General features: G+C 42.2%; 10 protein-coding genes. All 10 read right to left on the bottom strand.

The features are described from left to right. Window positions 1-9: 9 nt before the first annotated feature. The 10 genes from CD03_RS35485 to CD03_RS0131330 all read right to left on the bottom strand — a co-directional run bounded on the left by CD03_RS35485 (window position 10) and on the right by CD03_RS0131330 (window position 19,250). Window positions 10-1,260, bottom strand: coding sequence for an ABC transporter substrate-binding protein (locus CD03_RS35485; protein WP_052378066.1), 1,251 nt, complete (start codon window positions 1,258-1,260; stop codon window positions 10-12). Further along, on the bottom strand, window positions 1,184-2,722 hold the full coding sequence (locus CD03_RS0131370; RefSeq protein ID WP_027297004.1) for a response regulator transcription factor: 1,539 nt from the start codon (window positions 2,720-2,722) through the stop codon (window positions 1,184-1,186). Before CD03_RS0131370 ends, CD03_RS35485 begins: the two co-directional genes overlap by 77 nt. Beyond that, window positions 2,719-4,530, bottom strand: coding sequence for a cache domain-containing sensor histidine kinase (locus CD03_RS0131365; protein WP_027297003.1), 1,812 nt, complete (start codon window positions 4,528-4,530; stop codon window positions 2,719-2,721). The genes CD03_RS0131370 and CD03_RS0131365 overlap by 4 nt, the downstream gene beginning before the upstream one ends. Beyond that, window positions 4,527-7,607, bottom strand: a complete 3,081-nt coding sequence (locus tag CD03_RS0131360; protein WP_027297002.1) for a beta-L-arabinofuranosidase domain-containing protein — start codon at window positions 7,605-7,607, stop codon at window positions 4,527-4,529. Before CD03_RS0131360 ends, CD03_RS0131365 begins: the two co-directional genes overlap by 4 nt. 112 nt (window positions 7,608-7,719) lie before the next feature. Next, window positions 7,720-12,960, bottom strand: coding sequence for a beta-L-arabinofuranosidase domain-containing protein (locus tag CD03_RS36665; RefSeq protein WP_052378065.1), 5,241 nt, complete (start codon window positions 12,958-12,960; stop codon window positions 7,720-7,722). Window positions 12,961-13,074: 114 nt separating this feature from the next. Next, entirely contained in the window at window positions 13,075-14,406 is a 1,332-nt protein-coding gene (locus CD03_RS0131350; RefSeq protein ID WP_027297001.1) for an alpha-L-fucosidase, read from the bottom strand. 72 nt (window positions 14,407-14,478) lie between these two features. Beyond that, window positions 14,479-15,303 (bottom strand): carbohydrate ABC transporter permease, encoded by an 825-nt coding sequence (locus tag CD03_RS0131345; RefSeq protein ID WP_027297000.1) that lies wholly within the window; start codon window positions 15,301-15,303, stop codon window positions 14,479-14,481. Beyond that, complete coding sequence (locus tag CD03_RS0131340; RefSeq protein WP_027296999.1) at window positions 15,300-16,172, bottom strand: carbohydrate ABC transporter permease; 873 nt, start codon at window positions 16,170-16,172, stop codon at window positions 15,300-15,302. Before CD03_RS0131340 ends, CD03_RS0131345 begins: the two co-directional genes overlap by 4 nt. A 95-nt stretch (window positions 16,173-16,267) precedes the next feature. Further along, the gene (locus CD03_RS35475) at window positions 16,268-17,668 is read right to left on the bottom strand and encodes an ABC transporter substrate-binding protein (RefSeq protein WP_044289794.1); all 1,401 of its coding nucleotides are present in this window, start codon (window positions 17,666-17,668) and stop codon (window positions 16,268-16,270) included. A gap of 208 nt (window positions 17,669-17,876) precedes the next feature. Further along, entirely contained in the window at window positions 17,877-19,250 is a 1,374-nt protein-coding gene (locus tag CD03_RS0131330) for a hypothetical protein (protein ID WP_027296998.1), read from the bottom strand. Between the last annotated feature and the right edge of the window lie 99 nt (window positions 19,251-19,349).

The raw sequence follows: 19,349 nt of genomic DNA, 5'->3' as shown, positions 1-19,349 counted from the left end.
CGTCTTTCCTCAGCGAAACCCAATTTTTCGTTTCTCCAGAATGATTTCAATCAAAGCCTCCGACAACTTATCCGACGACGCAGACCACTGAGCATAACTATTTCTGCTGATACTGTTTTCCAGTTCTTCTTCAAACACTTTGTACCTGGAATCTTTCTCTGCCTGTTTTCTTGCAAGTTCTTTTTTAGGGGCCAGTCCAAATTGGGGACCGCAGATTTGCTCCATAACCGGGTCATCCAGATAAAAATCCAGGAATGCCAGAGCGCCTGTTTTATTTTTGCCTTTCAGGATTCCAATATTTTCACCGCCTGCCATACTTTTTCTTCCTTCTCCGGAGGGGAGTTTTACGACTCCTGTGGAAACACTGCTTTTTTCCAGAAGCGGAAGAACATCCATACTGTTTTCCATCATGGCAATTTCACCGGCCAGAAAACTGCGTGCCACATCATTCCCAGACCAATTGATGCATTCTTTTGGCATGGAACCGGACTGCACCAGTTCCTGTATGACTGCAAAAAAATTCAGGGTATCATCACGCTCCAGCACATTCTCGCTGTCCCCAGTGGAAATAACCCAGGGAAGGATCTGGGATGCGGACTGGCTGCCTCTGGCTGCTGACATACCAAAGCCATAGGTATCTCCGTCAGACAACACTTTTGCAGCAAGAACAAATTCATGCAGATTCTCAGGGGCTTCGATACCCGCTTTTGCCAGATAGTCTTTGTTATAAAACAGTGCAGCCGTATTGCAGCAGAACGGAAGCCCATAATACCGGTCCTGACTTTTCGCAGCCCCAAGCGCCGCCTCAAAATACTCAGGTTCTTTTCCGGAATACTGTACGTAAGATGTGATATCTTCTAATAATCCTTTGCTGATATATGCCTGCATATTTGACTGGTCCGCAATAACGAGATCCGGCATTTCTTTTTCGGTCAGGGCAAGGGCAAGCTTTTTGTCAAACTCAATGACGGGTCCATGGTATTCCCATTTCATCCGGTATCTCCCCTGAGAGGTGTTGAATGCCTCGATGAGCCGGTCCAGACTGTCCTGCTGCTCCTTTGTTTCATAATAAGACCATAAAACCAGCGTTTCTTTACCGTCCTCTGATATGGATGTTTCCGCTATGGAGCCTTTCCCTGCGCTGCAGCCGTACAAAAGCCCTGTCAGACACAAGAATGCCATACTAATGCTGCATTTCGCGATAATCTCCCGGTGATATTCCTTCCTTTTCTTTAAATACTTTGATAAAATATTTAGCATCGCTGTATCCCACCTCCTGTGCCACCTCATAGATTTTCATATCGGTTCCTGTCAAAAGACGTTTGGCATGGTCGATACGGAATTTCTTCAAAAACACTGTAAAATTCTCTTTTACCTCCCGGTTAAACAGCGTGCTTAAATATTCCGGTGTCAGTCCCATCTGTACTGCAATTTCATCTAAAACTATTTTTTCACTGTAGTGTTCCTGTATATAATTAAGTACCTTCACGATAATATAGTTACTGATATCCTGCCTCCTGGCCGTTCCCTGCATTAGCACATCCCGTATCCTGCCAAAATTCTGTTTCATTTCTTCCCAGGTCATAATCTGGTTTAATGAATGCTCCAGATTGTAGCTCTGCAGTTTCTGGAATCGCTTTTTATCCAGATCCTGCAGCAGTCCGGTCACCATAAAATAGCACCGGATCAGTGCCTGGCGAATCTCTTCTTTGCGGAAGGAATGCCCTTGCAGGTATTCTGCCAGAAGATCTAAATTCTTACCCGCTTCTTCCATATGCTCCTGACAGATATCTGACTTTATTTTCTGCAGAATCTGTACCGGAGTTTTAAACTGCTCCCACTTACATTCCTCTGCAAAATGACCGGTATACCATCCCGGGAAGCCCGGTGCCGTAATCCCATAGTCCAGATAACCCTTTAACTCCTCTGCACACTGGTAAATCTTTCCACTATCCGAAAAATGCGTACATGCCCATAGCGGGTGCCTGCTTTTCCCCCGGTATTCTCTCACTAATTTCCGGTAGATTTCTTCTTCAAATTCATCCAGATAATCAAATCCACTGATCAGTGCATAGTAAATCCTGCTGTTTCCCTGATAAAAGCTGTAAATATGTAAGTTTGAAGAAACGTTCTCTTTGCCGTTATGTTTGTCAGGAAAATTCTCTTTACTATATTGGAAAAACTCGTGCACACGGTCTTCATACTCTTTCGTCATACTTCCAAAATAACAGGCTGCCATTAGAAATTTCATATTTTTCTGAAATTCAAACAGTTCGATCAGATCCGGTTCCGTGTTTCCCTCAATAATATCCCGCAAGCAGCTCTCAGGAGTCCCTTTCAATGCCAGAATTTCCTGTTCCATCTTATCTTCCACTTTTCTTAAAGCATTTTGGATGTCGGAGGCGGTCAACGGTTTCAGCAGATATTCGTCTACCCCGTAGGTGATGGCCTTTTTGGCGTATTCAAATTCAGAATACCCGCTTAACACAATAATATGGCAGGACAAATTTTTCTCTTTTAACGCTCTGATCATCTCCAGTCCGTCCAGAACCGGCATGCGGATATCCGTTATGACCAGATCCGGCCTGAGTTTTAGAATTATCTCCAGTCCATCTTTTCCATTGGCTGCCTCCGCTGCTACGGTATGGCGGGTGTGGCTGTCTATCATTGCAGCCATTCCCTCCCTCACCTTTTTCTCATCTTCTACAATTACAATTCTCATATCTTTACCTCTATTCTATTCGCCGGAAACCGCAAGGTAATGATAGTGCCGATATCCGGTATACTAATTACATTCCAGTCAGCCTTCTCTCCATAATACATCTCTATCCTGGAAAATACATTATTTAAACCGATCTTTTCCTGGTCTTCCTCCACAGCTGCAGACCGGTCATTATATTTTGTCACCTGTCTCTGATCCAGCCCGTTTCCATTATCCTCTATGATAACGCAGATATGCTTTCCCTCTTCTGTCAGTGAAATATCCACACGCAGCATTCCACCCTCTTCTATTCCTTTAAAACCATGGATCAGCGCATTTTCTATGAATGGCTGTATCAGCAGTTTCTTGATCCTGTATTCTTTGCATACTTCCTGTACCGTAAGCTGGAACTCGAAGGCATGGTCAAAACGCATCTGCTGGAGGCTGATATATTTATCAATCCAGTCCGCCACTTCCGCTATGCTTACCTCTATGTTACTTTTATTTACACTATAGCGTAAAATAATGCCCAGATTTCTCAGCATTTCACTGATTTCATCTTCACCTCTGCTAATTGCCAGCCAGTTGATAGAGTCCAGGGTATTATACAGAAAATGAGGATTGATCTGCGCTTCCAATGCCCGTATCTCCGCATTCTTTCGTTTTTCGGTAACCCCTTCTACTTCCTCTATCAAAATAGAAACCCGTTCTGTCATGTCGTTAAAATTTTCGGCTATTTCTCCCAGTTCGTCTTTATACTCCAGTCGAATCTCTGTTTTTAAATCGCCGCTTTTTACCGCCTGGATTCCTGTAATAATTGTTTTTACCGAATCACCTATGTTCCGTACTGTGCCTGAAATCAGAAAGCAGGCGGATATAATCAGGATTCCTCCAAGAATCAGGGCATTCCTTCTTGTATCGCTAATTTCAGCGAGGATCTTCTCCAGATCATAGGCATTATAATATACCCAATCCGTTTTTGTATCTTCATAAGTACTAATCCCTATTTTTTTATCTTCCATTTCCCCTGTCATCCTGATAAAATCTGTGATATTTTGATTAGCCTCCAGGGTCGTACCGGCAAAAAATGAATCAGGATAGGTAATGATATGGCTCTGACTATCCAGTATAAAGTTAATTCCGTTCCATGCAATCTCCCTGTCATTTTCACATAGTTTTTTCAGAATACTTTCATCCAGGATCATTACAATGGCTGCGATAGGTTCACTTTCCAGCTCATCAAGATCGTAGATCGCTTTTGCTATCTGAAATACATGCAGCTGTTCCTCATCCTGCTCCATGACAGCAGTTGGCAGGATCGCAATCCCTGTGGATTCCTGCGCTTTTTTATAGGCAGCAGTTTCTCTCAGATCCACATAATCTTTCCATATATTCTCTCTGACGGAGGCTGTCCCCCAATCATAAGTTACATCCGTTCCACTGGCAGTGATGACACTGATACAGCGTATTCCTCCCACTGAATTGTTGTATTCCTGCAGCCGGCTGTAAATATTATGGCGGCTTTCCACCTGTTTGTTAATGTCCTTGCTTTTTAATCCTTTGATTTCATCAATCAGACCGCTGTCCACATTCATCTGGTAAACCAGGTTCATGTAGATATCCAGAGTCAGATCTACCCTTTCTGAAATCTGCACCAGCTGGCTGGTCATTAATTCCTGGATTTTATTTTCCATTTGCTTTTGATTCATACTCATCATGACATACCAGGAAATACTGATGGGAAGCAGAACTGCAAGCACAAACGTAATAATCAGTTTCTGCCAGATTTTCCGATTATAAAACCAGGAACTGAATTTTAATTTTTTCATTTCGTTTCGCGCTCACTCACTTTCCAGCGGTAAATTCCGGTGGCCCGCTTATCCTCTGCTACCGTCATGACCAGACGCAGTCCTTTTGTGGTTACGGGTTCCAGGGAAAACCCGTTATACTGGTCTTTATTTAGTAATTTTCCTGCATCTGTTTTCATGACTGCCCTGCACCATTCCCCTTTTTGATCCAGGTATTCCACATGGAAATCCGAAGGAGCCCCGGTATCATCCTCATCATCATACCAGTATATTTCACAGGCTCCTATTGCAACGGGTTCTATCCAGTTATATGCAATCCAGCAGGAGGCACCGGCAGGCTGCTGCCAGTTTCCCCATCCCTTTCCCATTCCTTCATTGGAAGAAGCCGGGTGGAATCCGGCATCTTTTATTCCATTTAAATTTTCCCAGGAAGCCGTATAATGGGCGCTAAGCGAAGCCGTCTGTTCCAGACTGTCGCTTTGCACTGTCAACGGATTTTTCTGTGTGAAGGTGCCGGAAACTGACAGATCACCTGTCACTTTTTCAATATGAAAGCTTCCGTCTTCTTCAACCTTTACCTCTTTTCCATTTACCATCAGATTTTGAAGCATATACCCCTCTTTTGGATTTGTGTATATATTTACCTGTTGATTTTCAAATACCAGCTCTCTGTCCGTCCGGATACTTCCTCCTTCCATCCCCTCATCTTCAATCCTGACTTCATACCATTTGCTATCCGGACTCTCTGTGTAAAGAATCTGATAATAGATTTTTCGGTTTGAATAAACAGATGCAGCGTAAGGTATAAATTTCACTCCGTTTATGGAAAGGGCAGGCATGGAATATCCGATCCGTTCTGTCATATCCGTTACCTTTTTTGTGAGAATCAGTGTATCTTTATAAACAGGCGTTTCGCTCACCATGACAAAAGGACCGTACATAACCGCAGCCACCTCATCCTTATTTCCCGTTTTCAGATAACAGGAGAACGGAAGATGCAGTTGTACTTCATCACCGCCCGAAAGCTCTGGAAGCACCCGAAAGCCTTGCTCTTCTACCGTTTCTGTTTCCACACCATTTACCTGTATCCTCATATTTTTGCCACACCAGGATGGAATCCTGAATCTGACACGCACCCTGCTATTGTTCGGCTTATCCAGGTTCTCAACCTTAAGCTTTGCTTCTTCACTGAATATGCCCGCTTCCATGAGAATTTTTAATCCCTGTTCGCTGAGTGTTTTTTCTCCAGTCCGGTACAGATTAACGGTTACCATATTATCCCTGACTTCGAATATCCTGAGTGCATCGGTATATTCACATCCTCCATCTTCTTGAAGTTGATTTCCTAACAGGTTTTCATAATAATCCATATAGTCTGCTTTGTATGGATTAACCTGATGCAGTTTCCAGGTTAATTCCAGCATGCTGCGGCAGATCCTTTTATTTTTTTCTCTTTCTAAAACTGTGTTTTCTATCTTCTGATTCTCATTTCTGAATCTGCCATTTACACCTGTCATCCCGGTGGCATAAGTATATTCTTGAGTTGCCATATTCCAAAAATTTGCAGCCGCTTTGGCCGCTTCTGTATTTGCAGGATCTGTGCATGAAATTTCAAGCAGGGTTTCCGCCTGCGATACCGCCGCCTGGACAGACAGCAGATTCATTCGGTCTCTGCCCTCTTTCATAGCCGTATACCATTCCATCTGCACAAAATTCCAGGCACTTTTTAAATAACCTTCATCCTTTACAATACTGGACAGCCTCGCCAAGGCACCGCCCAAAGCATGAGTATCACCGCTGACATCCTGGCTCCACATTGCTTTTTTCTGCCCTTTTGTATAATTACTGCTGCGTTCTATGATCCATTTTCCCAGACACTGAGCCGTCTCAAGTGCCTCCTGACTGTCCATAGTACAGTATGTATCTAAAAGCCCATTCATCAGACTGCCCAGAACGGCAAATGGCGCCCCTGTTTCAGGGTAAGACTTACCGTTCTCCAGACGAGAGATTTGATCCGGACTGTCTGCACCCAGATATCCCGTTCCCCATCCCATTCCTTCTGACAGAAGCTGCAGGCTCCTGAGCTCGTGTATCATATAGAAGGCTTTTTCCTTCAGGGTTTGATCCTGCTTGTACTGATAGCTCTGTGCCAGATTTGTCAGCCATTCCCCGGCTGCCCTTCCTCTTAACAATCCTGCCGGATTTTCCCATCCGGTCAGAGGAACGGCACCTTTAGTATCCACCTTATAATTCTGGCGATAGCTGTATAACAGCCGGTCTGCATCCATACGAACATCCAGGGGATCCAGCTGATCATTTATTCCGCTTTCAAACAGTGCTTCTACCTGCATCTCATCCATGGCATAGTTATAGATGGCAATCTCAGCCAGCTTGCCATTCATTGGATCATCCGTAAATTGTCCCTTCCCAAAATAATTATTTCTGGTAGCCCCCAATTCTGAAAGGCTGGCCTTTGTCCTGGCTTCTCCAACCACCTTTCCATTTTCATAAAGGGTTATATGGTTATCCTCTATAGTTACTGTTGTAAAAACCCAGGTGTTTCGAGGAAAATCACTGCCTTTTTCCACTCCGCTTTCATGGGTCCATCCCTGGTTTGTAATAGCTGTGGCATAACCTTTAAAACCTTTATTATTACCATTGGAAAGCAAATACATATAAGAACTCTGGTTATTACCAAAATCCCAAATTCTCTGGTACCGAGCAGAAGACCGCAGATTAACCCATGTACTGACGGTAATTTCCGTCTCATTCTCTAAAATACCGGATGGAAGTTCCAGATATGCACCCGTGGTTCCTCCCTGCAGATCCAGGGCATTTAATCGCACTCCGTTTATTACTTCTGTGCTGATCCGTACACCGTCCTCCTGATAATTTCTGATCACCCCGTCATTACCCCGCCCGGAAACATCCTCGATCACAGCCGACTTTATATCTTTAAAATTATAATATAAGATCTGGCCTTTTATCGTCTGACCTTCCGCCTGCACTTTAATGGAAGGCACTGCAGCAATCAGGAACAGAAAAACTGACCATGCTGTTAAAAATTTTATCTTTTTAATATGAATTCCCCCAACCATTTTTCTTCTGATTGTACTACAAAATTATATTTATTGCACGGATAATACAGGCCAGGATTTAAATATTTATCCTGACCTGTCTGTTTATTAAACGCTATTCCATTACCCCCGGCTATTTTACCTGAACCCGGATTTCTTTTTTCTTTCCATTGAATGTATACACCCAGATCTTACAGCTGCCTTTTCTTTTCGCCTTGATTACACCGGATGAACTGACACTTGCAATCTTTTTATTTGTAGTCTTGAAAGTATACCGGTAACTGGCTGTATTCTTTGGAAGTGTTACTTTAATTGTAAACTTTTTACCTTTCTTTATAGTAACGCTCTTCTTATTCAGTTTTACGATCTTGGACGGAGCTTTCTTAACAGTTATGTTCCATATCTTCATCTTACCGCTTTTGCTGACTGCATGAATCACTGCTTTTCCTGTCTTTTTGCCCTGTACCTGTCCCTTTTTGTTTACGGTTACAACACCTTTGCCTTTTTTAATGCTGAAGGTATATCCGGACGCAGACAATTTAATTTTTTCTTTTTTCCCGATAGTCAATTTCTTTGTGGACACTATTTTTATCTTCACAAGTTTATCTTTAGATGAAGTCAGTGTTTTCAGAATATTATCTATTTCCTGCTGTGATGCATTTGCTTTTCCCAGGATGACTTTGGCACTGTTTAAAGCTTTTATAAATTGATCCCAGCTGGCTTTCGTATAATTATCCTGTTTTTCTTTACTGCATGCACTCACCAGGGAAACCAGGCGGCTCTTGTCCACCGGTTTTACTACGGGTTTCAGAACTAATCCATTCACTGCATTTTCCAGCTTCTTACAGCCTTCTTCTACTTGTTCTACGGTAATATCTTCTTTGGATAAAAGACCTTTCACTTCCTCGATCACCCGTTTTAATTCTGCTGCGGATGCATCTGTATAAGCTTTGGTATCCATTGCTTCTGCTTTTGCAATCGCTTCTGCTAATTTGGCAGTATCTACTACAGGTTTTTCATTATCTTCATAAGTAACAACCCAGCGATAGATACCGATAGCAGCTGCATTATCCGCTACTGTCATTTGCAGACGTAATCTGGTTGTGGTAAACGTATTAAATGTAAAGGGATTATATTGGTCAATATTCTTTGCTTTTCCCGGATCTGAAGTCAGCACCGCTTCCTGAACACTTCCATTTTCATCTTCATACTGAAATTTGATTTCTCCGGGAACTCTGGTGTCTGCACCGTCATCATACCAGAAAATACTGCTTCCATTGATGGTTACCGGAGCATCCCACTCATACTCAACCCAGCACTGTGCTCCTTTGGACTGCGGCCAGTTTCCCCATCCTTTTCCCATTCCACCATTTGAAACGGCAGGATTAAATTTTTGATTTTTTATTCCATTTAAATTTTCCCACCCCGCTGTAAAATGGGCACTGACTGTTGCTGTCTGTTCTACGGCACTGTTATCCTGTGCCGGCGGATTAATAAGGGCAAATGATCCTGAAATTTCCGTATTCTTCTGTACATTTTTTACCGTGTAAGTATTGTCTGCACCGATAGTTACCAGCTGCCCGTCAACCATCAGCTTCTTTACTTTATATCCTTCATTGGGCTTTGCCGTAATGATCAGGTCACTGCCTTCTTTTACCAGCTCGGAGTTCACTTCAAAGCTTCCCCGTTCCGGTGTGGAATTACTGATGTTTACTTCATAATAAGCACCGCTGCCTTCTCCCGACATGATTTTAAAATACGTATGGTAAGCGTAATCGGATGCATCATACATCGGGCGGAATGTCAATCCGTTTGTAACAAGGGTAGGAACCTTTTCTTCTTCTACTTTTTTAATCGAACGATCCAGTACATTGGATAATACCAGTGTTTTCCATTTACTGGAATCGGATTTAGCAACCATAACAAACGGTCCGTACATCAGACTTGCCACATCAGCACCACTCAGCTGATCCGGGGTTTTGTCCAGATGGTATCCATAAGGTGTACGGATCATGATCACATCTCCTGCTTTTACACCATTTAAGGTTACATAGGAGCTTGGTTCTGCCTGTTCGATCTGCTTATTTCCATTTACGGCAACCTCAAATCCCTGTTCTGCCCAGTAAGGGACTCTTAGCTTCATATCAAATGCAGATGCTGTCTGCCCCTGGGTCTTGGCAACAGTCAGTGTGGTAACCTCGGAAGGGAATTCCGTATCCTGGGTTACCGTAACCCCCTTTTCCTGCCATGTAACGCTGGATGGCAGATACAGGTTAACATACATAGTGGTATCATCCTGGTAATAGGCAGCTTCCTGATATTTTACGTGATTCTCCATACCGGTGCCGTGGCAGCAGGTAAAGGAATCGTAATCTCCGCCGTAATCTTTACGAACACCAGGTCCAATCGGAAGCATATATGTAGTTCCATTATGCATTTTTTCCGTTACATTTGGATTCTGGGATGCAATAATCTGATTGTAAAGAGTTCTTTCATAATAATCCATGTATTTTGCATTATCTGCGTCATACTGATACAGCATTTTCGTAAGTTTCAGCATATTATAAGCGGCGCAGGTTTCACAATTTCGATCTCCGTTAATATACTCTGCCTGCTTATATGGTTCTTTAAAGTTTTCACCGGTACCTACACCTCCGATGGAATAGGCATATCTGGAAACTACCATATCCCAGAAATTGCTGGCCACATGGAAATAGTAGGGTTCTTCCTGCCCTGCCTGAACTGTTGCCTGATAAACTTCCATAGCTCCAATGATCTGGGGAATATGCTGGTTGGCATGACGCCCCTGGATATCGTCAACATTTTTACTTAAATTGTCAAAGAATTTGGTGTTATCAAAAAGTCTGGCACCTTTTAAGTAATCATTGTCACCAGTCAGTTCATATAATTTTGCCATGGATTCATTAAATCCCCCAAGCTCACCTGCAATATACATATCCCACATCTTGGTAAGCTGCTCCTGGGAGCACGCGCTGAGACGCTGATATACCCATTTGCCAAGTGCTTTTGCCGCTTCTAATGCTTCTTCATTTCCTGCATAAGTGTATGCATCCAGAAAACCTGCGATAATCTTATGGAGCGTATAGTAAGGTGCCCATATAGTGGCATACGGCGTATACTGCTCTAGCAGCGCGAACTGATCGGGTGAATAAGCACTGATAAAACCTTCGCCCCACTCCCGGGGATTTGTATTCCACACTTTCTGATCCGTACCCTTTGTCTTAAATGCTGCGGGATCTCCCTGGGAAAGCATTTGCAGGCTGCGCAGCTCATGGATCATTTCATCCAGCTTTTCTTTTATCTCTGCATCTTTTGTGGATGCATATGCCAGTGATAATGCCGACAGATAGTGACCGGTAGAATGCCCTCTTAACAGTCCGGTTGGCTCGTCCCAGCCTCCCAGTGGTGCAGCACCTTTGGTATCTGCGCCAAAAGTCTTGCGGAAATTATAAAGCATTCTGTCATTATCCAGAAGTTTCAGGTATTCCAGGGTTCTGCTTCTGTTCTGGGTCAGTATGGAATCACCATCCAATGTGATATCATTCAGATCAAATCCTTCTGCCTGAAGTACAATATCGGAATCAAGCTGTTCTACAACAGTTACTTCTGCTTTAATTACCTGTTTTGTACCCAGTAATCTGCCCTTTACCTCAAATTTCCCAGGCTGAGCATAGTCGCCTTTATCCGGTGTATTCCATACCGTTTTGACTTTGCCTGTCTTACCGTTGCTGTAAGTTACCTTTATGGAATCAGGAAGGGAAGGTACATTACCTGCTTTCGTGGTTACATAGACAGGTTCATAGTTCGTGATGGTAACCTCCTCATCCTCTGCAAGAACCGTTGCGGTAAATACCTTATTGCCGGAAGCTGTCTTAAAGCTGGCAGAAGCTGTCAGCAATACTTCCACATCCGGCTGTCCTGCCGCTGGACGGATTACTTTTCCATCGTTGGCTATAACATCCGGCCTGGAACTTTCCCAGGTAATTACGGATCCATTTTTCCCTTCTGTGGGCAGCTGCAGATTAGATACCACGCTGTCTAAATCCACCAGGTTTATTTCAGCCAGATCCTGCGCTACAATAGCTTTATCACCAAGCATGGCAGGTACCACTGCCCGGAATTCTTTTGTAGCACTTGCCTCCTGATACTTTACGGTTGCGGTGAGGGTTACCTGCGCATCCGGTTCTCCTGCAGCCGGCCGGACTACTTTTCCGTCATCGGCAATGACCGCCGGGTCAGAACTGGTCCATTCAATCACGGATCCGTTTTCTCCAGCTGCCGGCAGAGACAGATCTGCGGTAACTGCGGTGAGATCTCCCAAGTTAAGCGCTGCTGCATCCCCATTCACAATTCCGGTATCATCCACGTCATACATAGCGGCTACCTGTTCCGCATTCATTGCATAATTATAAATCTCAAATTCTGCGTACTGTGCATTAGTAGGATCATCACCAAATTGTCCATAACCAATATAATTCTGGGTAGTGTGTCCCATATCTTTTAACGAAATTCCGGTATCCTTTGTTTCCACCAGAGATCCATTTTCATACAGGGACATATTGGTGCCATCAATGACTACTGTGGTCAGTACCCATCTGTTTTTATCTACATTGTTCCCTTTGGATACTCCCTGCTCCCTGCTCCAGCCTCCTGTGGTTATGGCTGCACTGTATCCTTTAAAACCATCATTTGCTCCGTCAGATAAAAGATACATATAGGAGCTTGTGCCGGATCCCAGATCCCAGATCCTCTGGTAACCGGTATCGGTCAGAAGCTTCACCCAGGTACTGATGGTAACGCTTTCTTCCCCATCCAGCAAGCCTACCGGAAGTTCCAGATAGCCTCCATCAGATCCCCCGGGAAGTGATAGTGCCTTAACATCTTTCCCATAGATATTGGTATCAATGATGCGAAATCCTCCTGCATCATAATTTCGAACAACACCGGCTTTCCCATTTCCGGAAGCATCATTAATAATTGTGGAGTCATAGCTTTGAAAATCATAATATACGATTTTCCCCTGCTCTTTTACGTCTCCGGATTCTTTACCGGTATTGTCTTCCTCTTGTACACCGCCGGTTTCTTTTCCGATACTGTCTTCCTCTTGTACATTAAGGATTTCATTTCCGATACTGTCGGCCTCTGTTGCATCGCCATTTGTTTCCTGTTCACTGCTGTTTTCATTTTCTGCATCACTGCCTGCTTCTTCAGCATAGTTGTCTTCTATACTGCTATTGATATCTGCTACATTGCTGACTGCATCCTCGGCAGCCCGTACTTCAAGTCCCGGTGATACCGTACCCATTATCATAGCGGCAGACAGCAATACAGACAACACTTTTTTCCATTTCATAGCCTTATCCCCTTCCTTTGATTGTTATAATAAATATTATAAGATCAAAGAATATTCAGGGCAATTCCAATATTCTAAGACGGGTGGAAAAAACTTATCTAAATTTGTATAGATCTATATTTCCGCCTGTGAAACCAGCAATCCGATTACATAGTCTTCTACCCTGTGGTTAAAGACTGTGATTTCCATATGTTCCCCAACTTTATGTCCGCTGATATGGATACTCTCATTGAGTGGCTTCGGAACCTGATCCAGTTCAGGAATGGAAATTGTAAAACTTTCTTTGGGACAGTGATCCAGCAGTATGTACAGATCTTCTCCTTTTTTTGTATAATGTACCTCTATTCCATTAGATGCAGTATGGGAGTGCCTTTTGCTGCAGGCAGTTCCATAGATGGCTTCTCCATTTGTTTTTAACCATTGTCCCAGCATTTGCAGCCTTTTTTCCTGTTCCGGAGGAATTGTGCCATCTGCCTTTGGTCCGATATTGATTAACAGGTTCCCGTTATTGGCTACGGTACTTACCAGCAGACTGATAAGATCAGCGGTACTGATCAGCTGGTCATCACCCTCATTTGCATTATATCCGAATGATAGTCCCATACCTCTGCACATCTCCCATTTTTCTTCTCTTACCGCTTCGCCATATTTATATTCTTTTGTTCCAAAGTCTTTATAAAGACCATTAAACCGATCATTAACCACACCATCCTCCACCGTATTGTAATAGTGGGATAATAAATGGGGCAGCATCTCTTCCCCTTGTTTCGGCCACCCGATATCATTCCAGAAGACAGACGGATGATAGCGGTCCATAAGTTCCATTGCCTGTTTATATGCATAATCCGCATATTCATGTGTGGGGCAGGCTTTATGAAAATTATCTTCCTCTTTATAAATAGGATCATGGGCAAATCTCCAGTCTATAATTCCGGAATAATAAAGACCCATTTTTAACCCTTCCTCTTTGACTGCTCTGGTCAGTTCTCCTACAATATCTCTTTTCGGACCTTTATTTATGGCAGTGTAATCGGTATATGCACTTGGAAACAGACAAAATCCGTCATGATGTTTCGTAACCAGTACAATATATTTTGCCCCTGCCTCTTTAAACAGCTTCGCCCAGTTAGCCGGCTTCCAGTTTTCTGCCTTCCACATGGGCAGGAAATCTTCATAGGCAAAATCCTTTCCGTATGTCTTCAAATGATGATCGTAAGTAGGTCCCTGCCCTACATTTACGGAATTATAGTACCATTCCGCATAAGGATTATTGCAAAACCACTGCTCATCTCCCGGTACTTCTCCCAATTCCCATGTCCTTGGAGCAAAAGCCGGCACGGAATAAATTCCCCAATGTATAAAAATCCCCAGCTTACAATCCTGGTACCACTTTGGCAATTCATGGGTTCTTATGGAGTCCCATGTTCCATCATATAATTTTTTCATTACTGCACCAAAAGGTTACACATACCTTTTCCTTTCTTACATGCTAAACTATCCGCCCTTTCCTGGGCGCACCTATCCCTTTACAGCTCCTGCCGTCATACCCGCTATAATATATTTCTGTGCAAATATATATACAATCACAACCGGTATGGACACCAATACCATATCAGCACAAACAAGGTTCCAGCTGCGGCTGTACTGACCATAAAAATTATATACGGACAGTGGCAGAGTCCACTTACTGGATGAATTCAATAGATACATCGGATATTGAAAATCATTCCAAACCCACATAAAATTCAGTATTCCGGTTGTTGCCGTCACCGGTTTTAACAGCGGAAAAATAATCTGCCAGAAAAGTTTACCGCCCTTTGACCCGTCAATTACAGCTGCTTCATCTAATTCCTTTGGAATCCCTTTGATAAAGCTGGAATACAGCATTGTTGAAAACGGAAGATACAACGCTCCATAGACAAAGACCATGGATATTCTGGAACCGTATAAGCCCATATATTTCAGCATCTGAATCGTGGGCAGCGCCGCAAATGGGGCAATAATACCAAAAGTCATGCATTTTGATATAATCCGGCAGGCTTTGGTATTTCTCCTCACCAGTACATAGCTGAAAACAGATGCCAGCACCAGAACCAGCAAAACGGATAATACGGTTATAAACATACTGTTAAAAAATGCCCTGGGAATATGTCCCTGCTCCCAAACTTCTGCATAATTATCAAATGCCCATGCAGTTGGAAAATTGATATTCAGGTAACTGGCTTCTCCTTTTGGCTTAAAGGATGTAATCACTACCATCAAAAGGGGGTAAATCACGACGATACTAAGAAGCCACATTATAATTTCAATCAGAATATTAATTCGTTTTGTCTTCTTACTCATTCTACATTCTCCCACCTTTCACTAAATTTCTGGTAAACAATGGCCACAATTACAAGAATTACGGTGAAAATAAGATTTATCGCAACGGAATGGGAATAACGTCCTCTTGCCATTTCATTCATCATCAGCGTTCCGAAAGTCTCCGTATCGTAACCCGGTCCTCCGGAAGTCATAACGTAAACCAGATCAAACATCTTAAGTCCGTAAATAAGGCTGAATAATATGTTGACATTTACTGACGGCTTAATCAGCGGAAGGGTAATCTTGCGGAACATCTGCCATCCGGAAGCGCCATCCACTTTTGCCGCTTCTATGTAATCAGAAGAAACGGACTGCAAACCCGCCAGTGTAATTACAATTGCATATCCCAGGTTTCTCCAGATCTCTGCTATGGAAATTGTAAAAATAGCAGGCCCGCGGCTTCCCAGCCACTGAATGGCAAACTGTTCCAGACCTATACTGCGAAGCAGGTTATTGATGGTTCCATATCGGGCTTCAAATAGTGCATTAAATATTAAACCCACGATTAAAGCTGATAAAATAGCCGGTACGAAATATACTGTACGGATTAAATTTCTGGTCTTTAATTTCCGGTTTAAAACCAGTGCAAACACAAACCCCAAAACGGTTACAATCACTGTTTTTGCACCTGCAAAAATCAGGGTATTTACAAATGCAGTAGGAACCGTCTTCTCCGTTATAACCTCGATGAAATTCTTAATACCAACAAATTTTACATCACTGACATACGAACTCCAGTCTGTAAAAGCATATAGATAACCGATCGTAGACGGAAGTATAAAAAACAAACCGAACACAGCCAAAGGTACAATCAGCATATAAGTAGGATAAATCTTCTTTGTATTCATAAATGCTCCTTTCTGCATTTCCTTGGGGCTCTCCAGAGTCAGAGAAGCAGGGCCCGGGAATCCCGGGCTCTTATCCCTTACTACTATGTTCCGGTTTATTTAAATCCTTCAACCTGCTGTGCTGTTGCCACTTTAATACGGGCATCATCCATCATTTTCAGACAGCCTGCAGCATCTACATTTCCAACTAACAGTTCCTGAATACATTTTCCGCCGTCATTCTGGGAAAAACCTATAATTTCAGGATTTGCAATGGATGGTCTGCCAACTTCTGCAACCCAGTCAACTGCTGCATCATACTGGGGAGTTGTTTTAATTGTTGTCTGTCCTTTAAAACAAGGCGCCGTTGAAATGCCGTCAAATGCCACGTTGTAATTTTCCGGATCCGCCATAAAGTTTATAAAATCAATAGCTGCGTCCACATTCTTACCATTTTTATTCGCCAGCATCAGGCTGCAGTTTGGCCCTTCAAAAGTACCTTCCTTGGTAGTACCCACAAATGCAGGCATAATTCCAAAATCATCTGCTTTATAAGTATAGGATTCACTGTCATAATCCGTATACAGCCAGGTATCCCAGCCTAACATCATTGCAGCTTCCCCATTTCCCAATACTTCTGAGGCGTAATCCCAGGTATCGGTATTATATGATTTACCAAAGTATCCTTTATCTGCTGAGGTTTTATACCAGTTTGCCAAATCTGTCATTTCCGGTATGTCTGCGTATTTTATCTGGTTTGAATTGATCTTCTTTAAGTTATCTTCATTCTGGAAGATCGGATCCATACCAAACTGATAAAGCATAGGCCATACATCTTTCACTGCCATGTACATAGGCGTAATCCCTGCATCCATGAGTTTCTGGCAGACCTGGTTAAATTCTTCCTGGGTTTTTGGCACTTCTATCCCCTGCTCTTCGAATATTTTCTTATTATAAAATGTACCGGATAAAGATGCTTCCCAGAAAGGAAGTCCATAGACTACATCATCACGTTTTGTCTGAGGCAGTACGTTATCCTGAATATCCGAAACCCATTTTGCATCCGTAAAATCTACAAAGTTTTCTTTCGGGTTATAAGCATCCAGGCCATAACCGCCAAAATGCATGAATAAATCCGGGATATCACCTGTCTGGAATTTTGTCAGCGCTACGTTTTCAAAATTATCCGTATCGATTCCCTGAACATCAATTTTGTTTCCCGTCTTTTCTTCATACAGTTTAAAAATATTCTGCATGAACGGTCTCTGGGTATCTCCGGCATTTCCATAGAGCGTTAAGGTAATGCCGCCTTCTTTCTTTGCATCCTTGCTTTCTTCTGCCTTGGTATCCGCTGCTTTTGTGCCCTCATCGGTATCTGCCGCTTTTGTCTCCTGCTTTGTCTCTGCCTTTGTTCCTTCTTTCGTCTCACCTGTGTTCCCGCCACACCCTGCCAACATAGCGGCTGTTATGGAAATTGCAATTGCCGAACATAAAACCTTTGTTTTTTTGTTTCTCATTCTTATTTCCTCCCATTCTTTCGTTTCTTTGTAAATTTATTGTAACAAAAGATCCGGCAAACTAGAATAGATAAAGGGAAGACTTTACATGGACAATATTCCTATTTTTTATAATTGTATCAACAACGTCCATACAAAAATAAAGGCCAGAACGACTATGTGAGAGACCAGCCGTTCTAACCTTTTATTAATTTAATTATAATACTCTTTAATATTCCCCGTATGTTTCTGGAACTCCACCTAATATAAATGCAGTTTGTTTACCGATAGACCCTGAATCCCGGATAGGTGCGGGAATAATTGATACATCAAGCGTTTGTTTCTGTTCATCATAATTATAATTCGAAAATGAATAGCTATTATTATGGCTGCCACTTATAATTCCACCAAAAAAGCTGAATGACACACCCGTATTCTCTTTGAAAAATTCTTTCATTTGCGTACAATCGAATTTACTAAAATGCAGTTCAATAACCGGTTGCTGTGAGATTACAAATGTTTTTAACCTTTTTAACTTGCCATTTCTTCCGAATAGTATTTTATAATCAAACTCACTGCCATGCAGTTGGTAACCTGTTGTATCTTTGCCTGATTTAGCCGCAGCTTCAACTAAAATATCACTTGCAAACCAACCTTTTTCATTATTAGCAGTTAACAGTTGCGGTATCGAACCGAGCGTTGTAATGCCTTTAAATGTAATAGAAATTGCTAATTGCGATTCATGTCTTGCATATTTTGTCAAATCATAACTGCTTTCATGATTGACTTTAACATTAAAAAACCAGCTAAACGGAATCTTAACCACAGCGCTGTTTTCAAAATGCAGCGAACTAGTACTTTCACTGATATTACTTGTTGAAAGCGAGAAAGACACTGTGCTGCCTTGTTTTAGCTCTGCTAGTATCTGAGCAGTTTCGGGAAGTTTGTCCCACCCAATGTTAAATGTATTCCCATCTGTTTTTATACCACCATTTACATCTGATGGGCAGCTAATATGATTATTAATTGCGTTCATTCTGTCATCTGCATCATTCCATGCATTTTCCATCTTTTTAGTAAATACGCCTAATCGTGCATATTCACTTAAACTGCGGCAAAGCCGTGCCAGATTCGGATACACCTTCATATCAACATGTAAATAGTCCGTACCGGTAACTTCTTTTATTCGTTTCATTATATACATAATACTGGGATATTCTTTCGGGTAATCATCAAGCTCGCTTTGCTGATAATTATTAATGATTGTTCCAACTAATGCTGCCTGTGAAGTTTCTTCTTGATTCATCATTGCCAAGTCACTAGTTGAGAAACCATAAGCTAAATTTCCAATCACATTTTTATAGAGACTTGAAAAAGCACCGCTGAGAGTAGGTATTTCGTCCGTAAGGGTTACAAGGGAATCTAATGTTGATAAGGAATCCGCATTGTAATACTGCTGCTTTACAGCATAATTAAAACCTGCCGGATAATTTGCCGCCACAAATTCTCCATCCAATTTTGAACCTAATGCATTTTCAATATTGGTTTTAATAATTTTGTTCCATTCTTTAGCACAAAGTAATTCTTGAGGTGTTAATGTCATAACTTTCACTCCTTTAATATGTATTTGTAATTATATTATTATTTATAGCAGAAAAACAATTAAAAAACCCGAAATTTTCTGTAACTTACTTTGTTAAAT

The sequence above is a fragment of the Robinsoniella sp. KNHs210 genome (genome assembly GCF_000686105.1).
In the GTDB taxonomy this organism is placed as follows: domain Bacteria; phylum Bacillota; class Clostridia; order Lachnospirales; family Lachnospiraceae; genus Robinsoniella; species Robinsoniella peoriensis.
The sequence above is the reverse complement of the archived record's forward strand: the minus strand, read 5'-3'. Positions and strand labels throughout refer to the sequence as shown.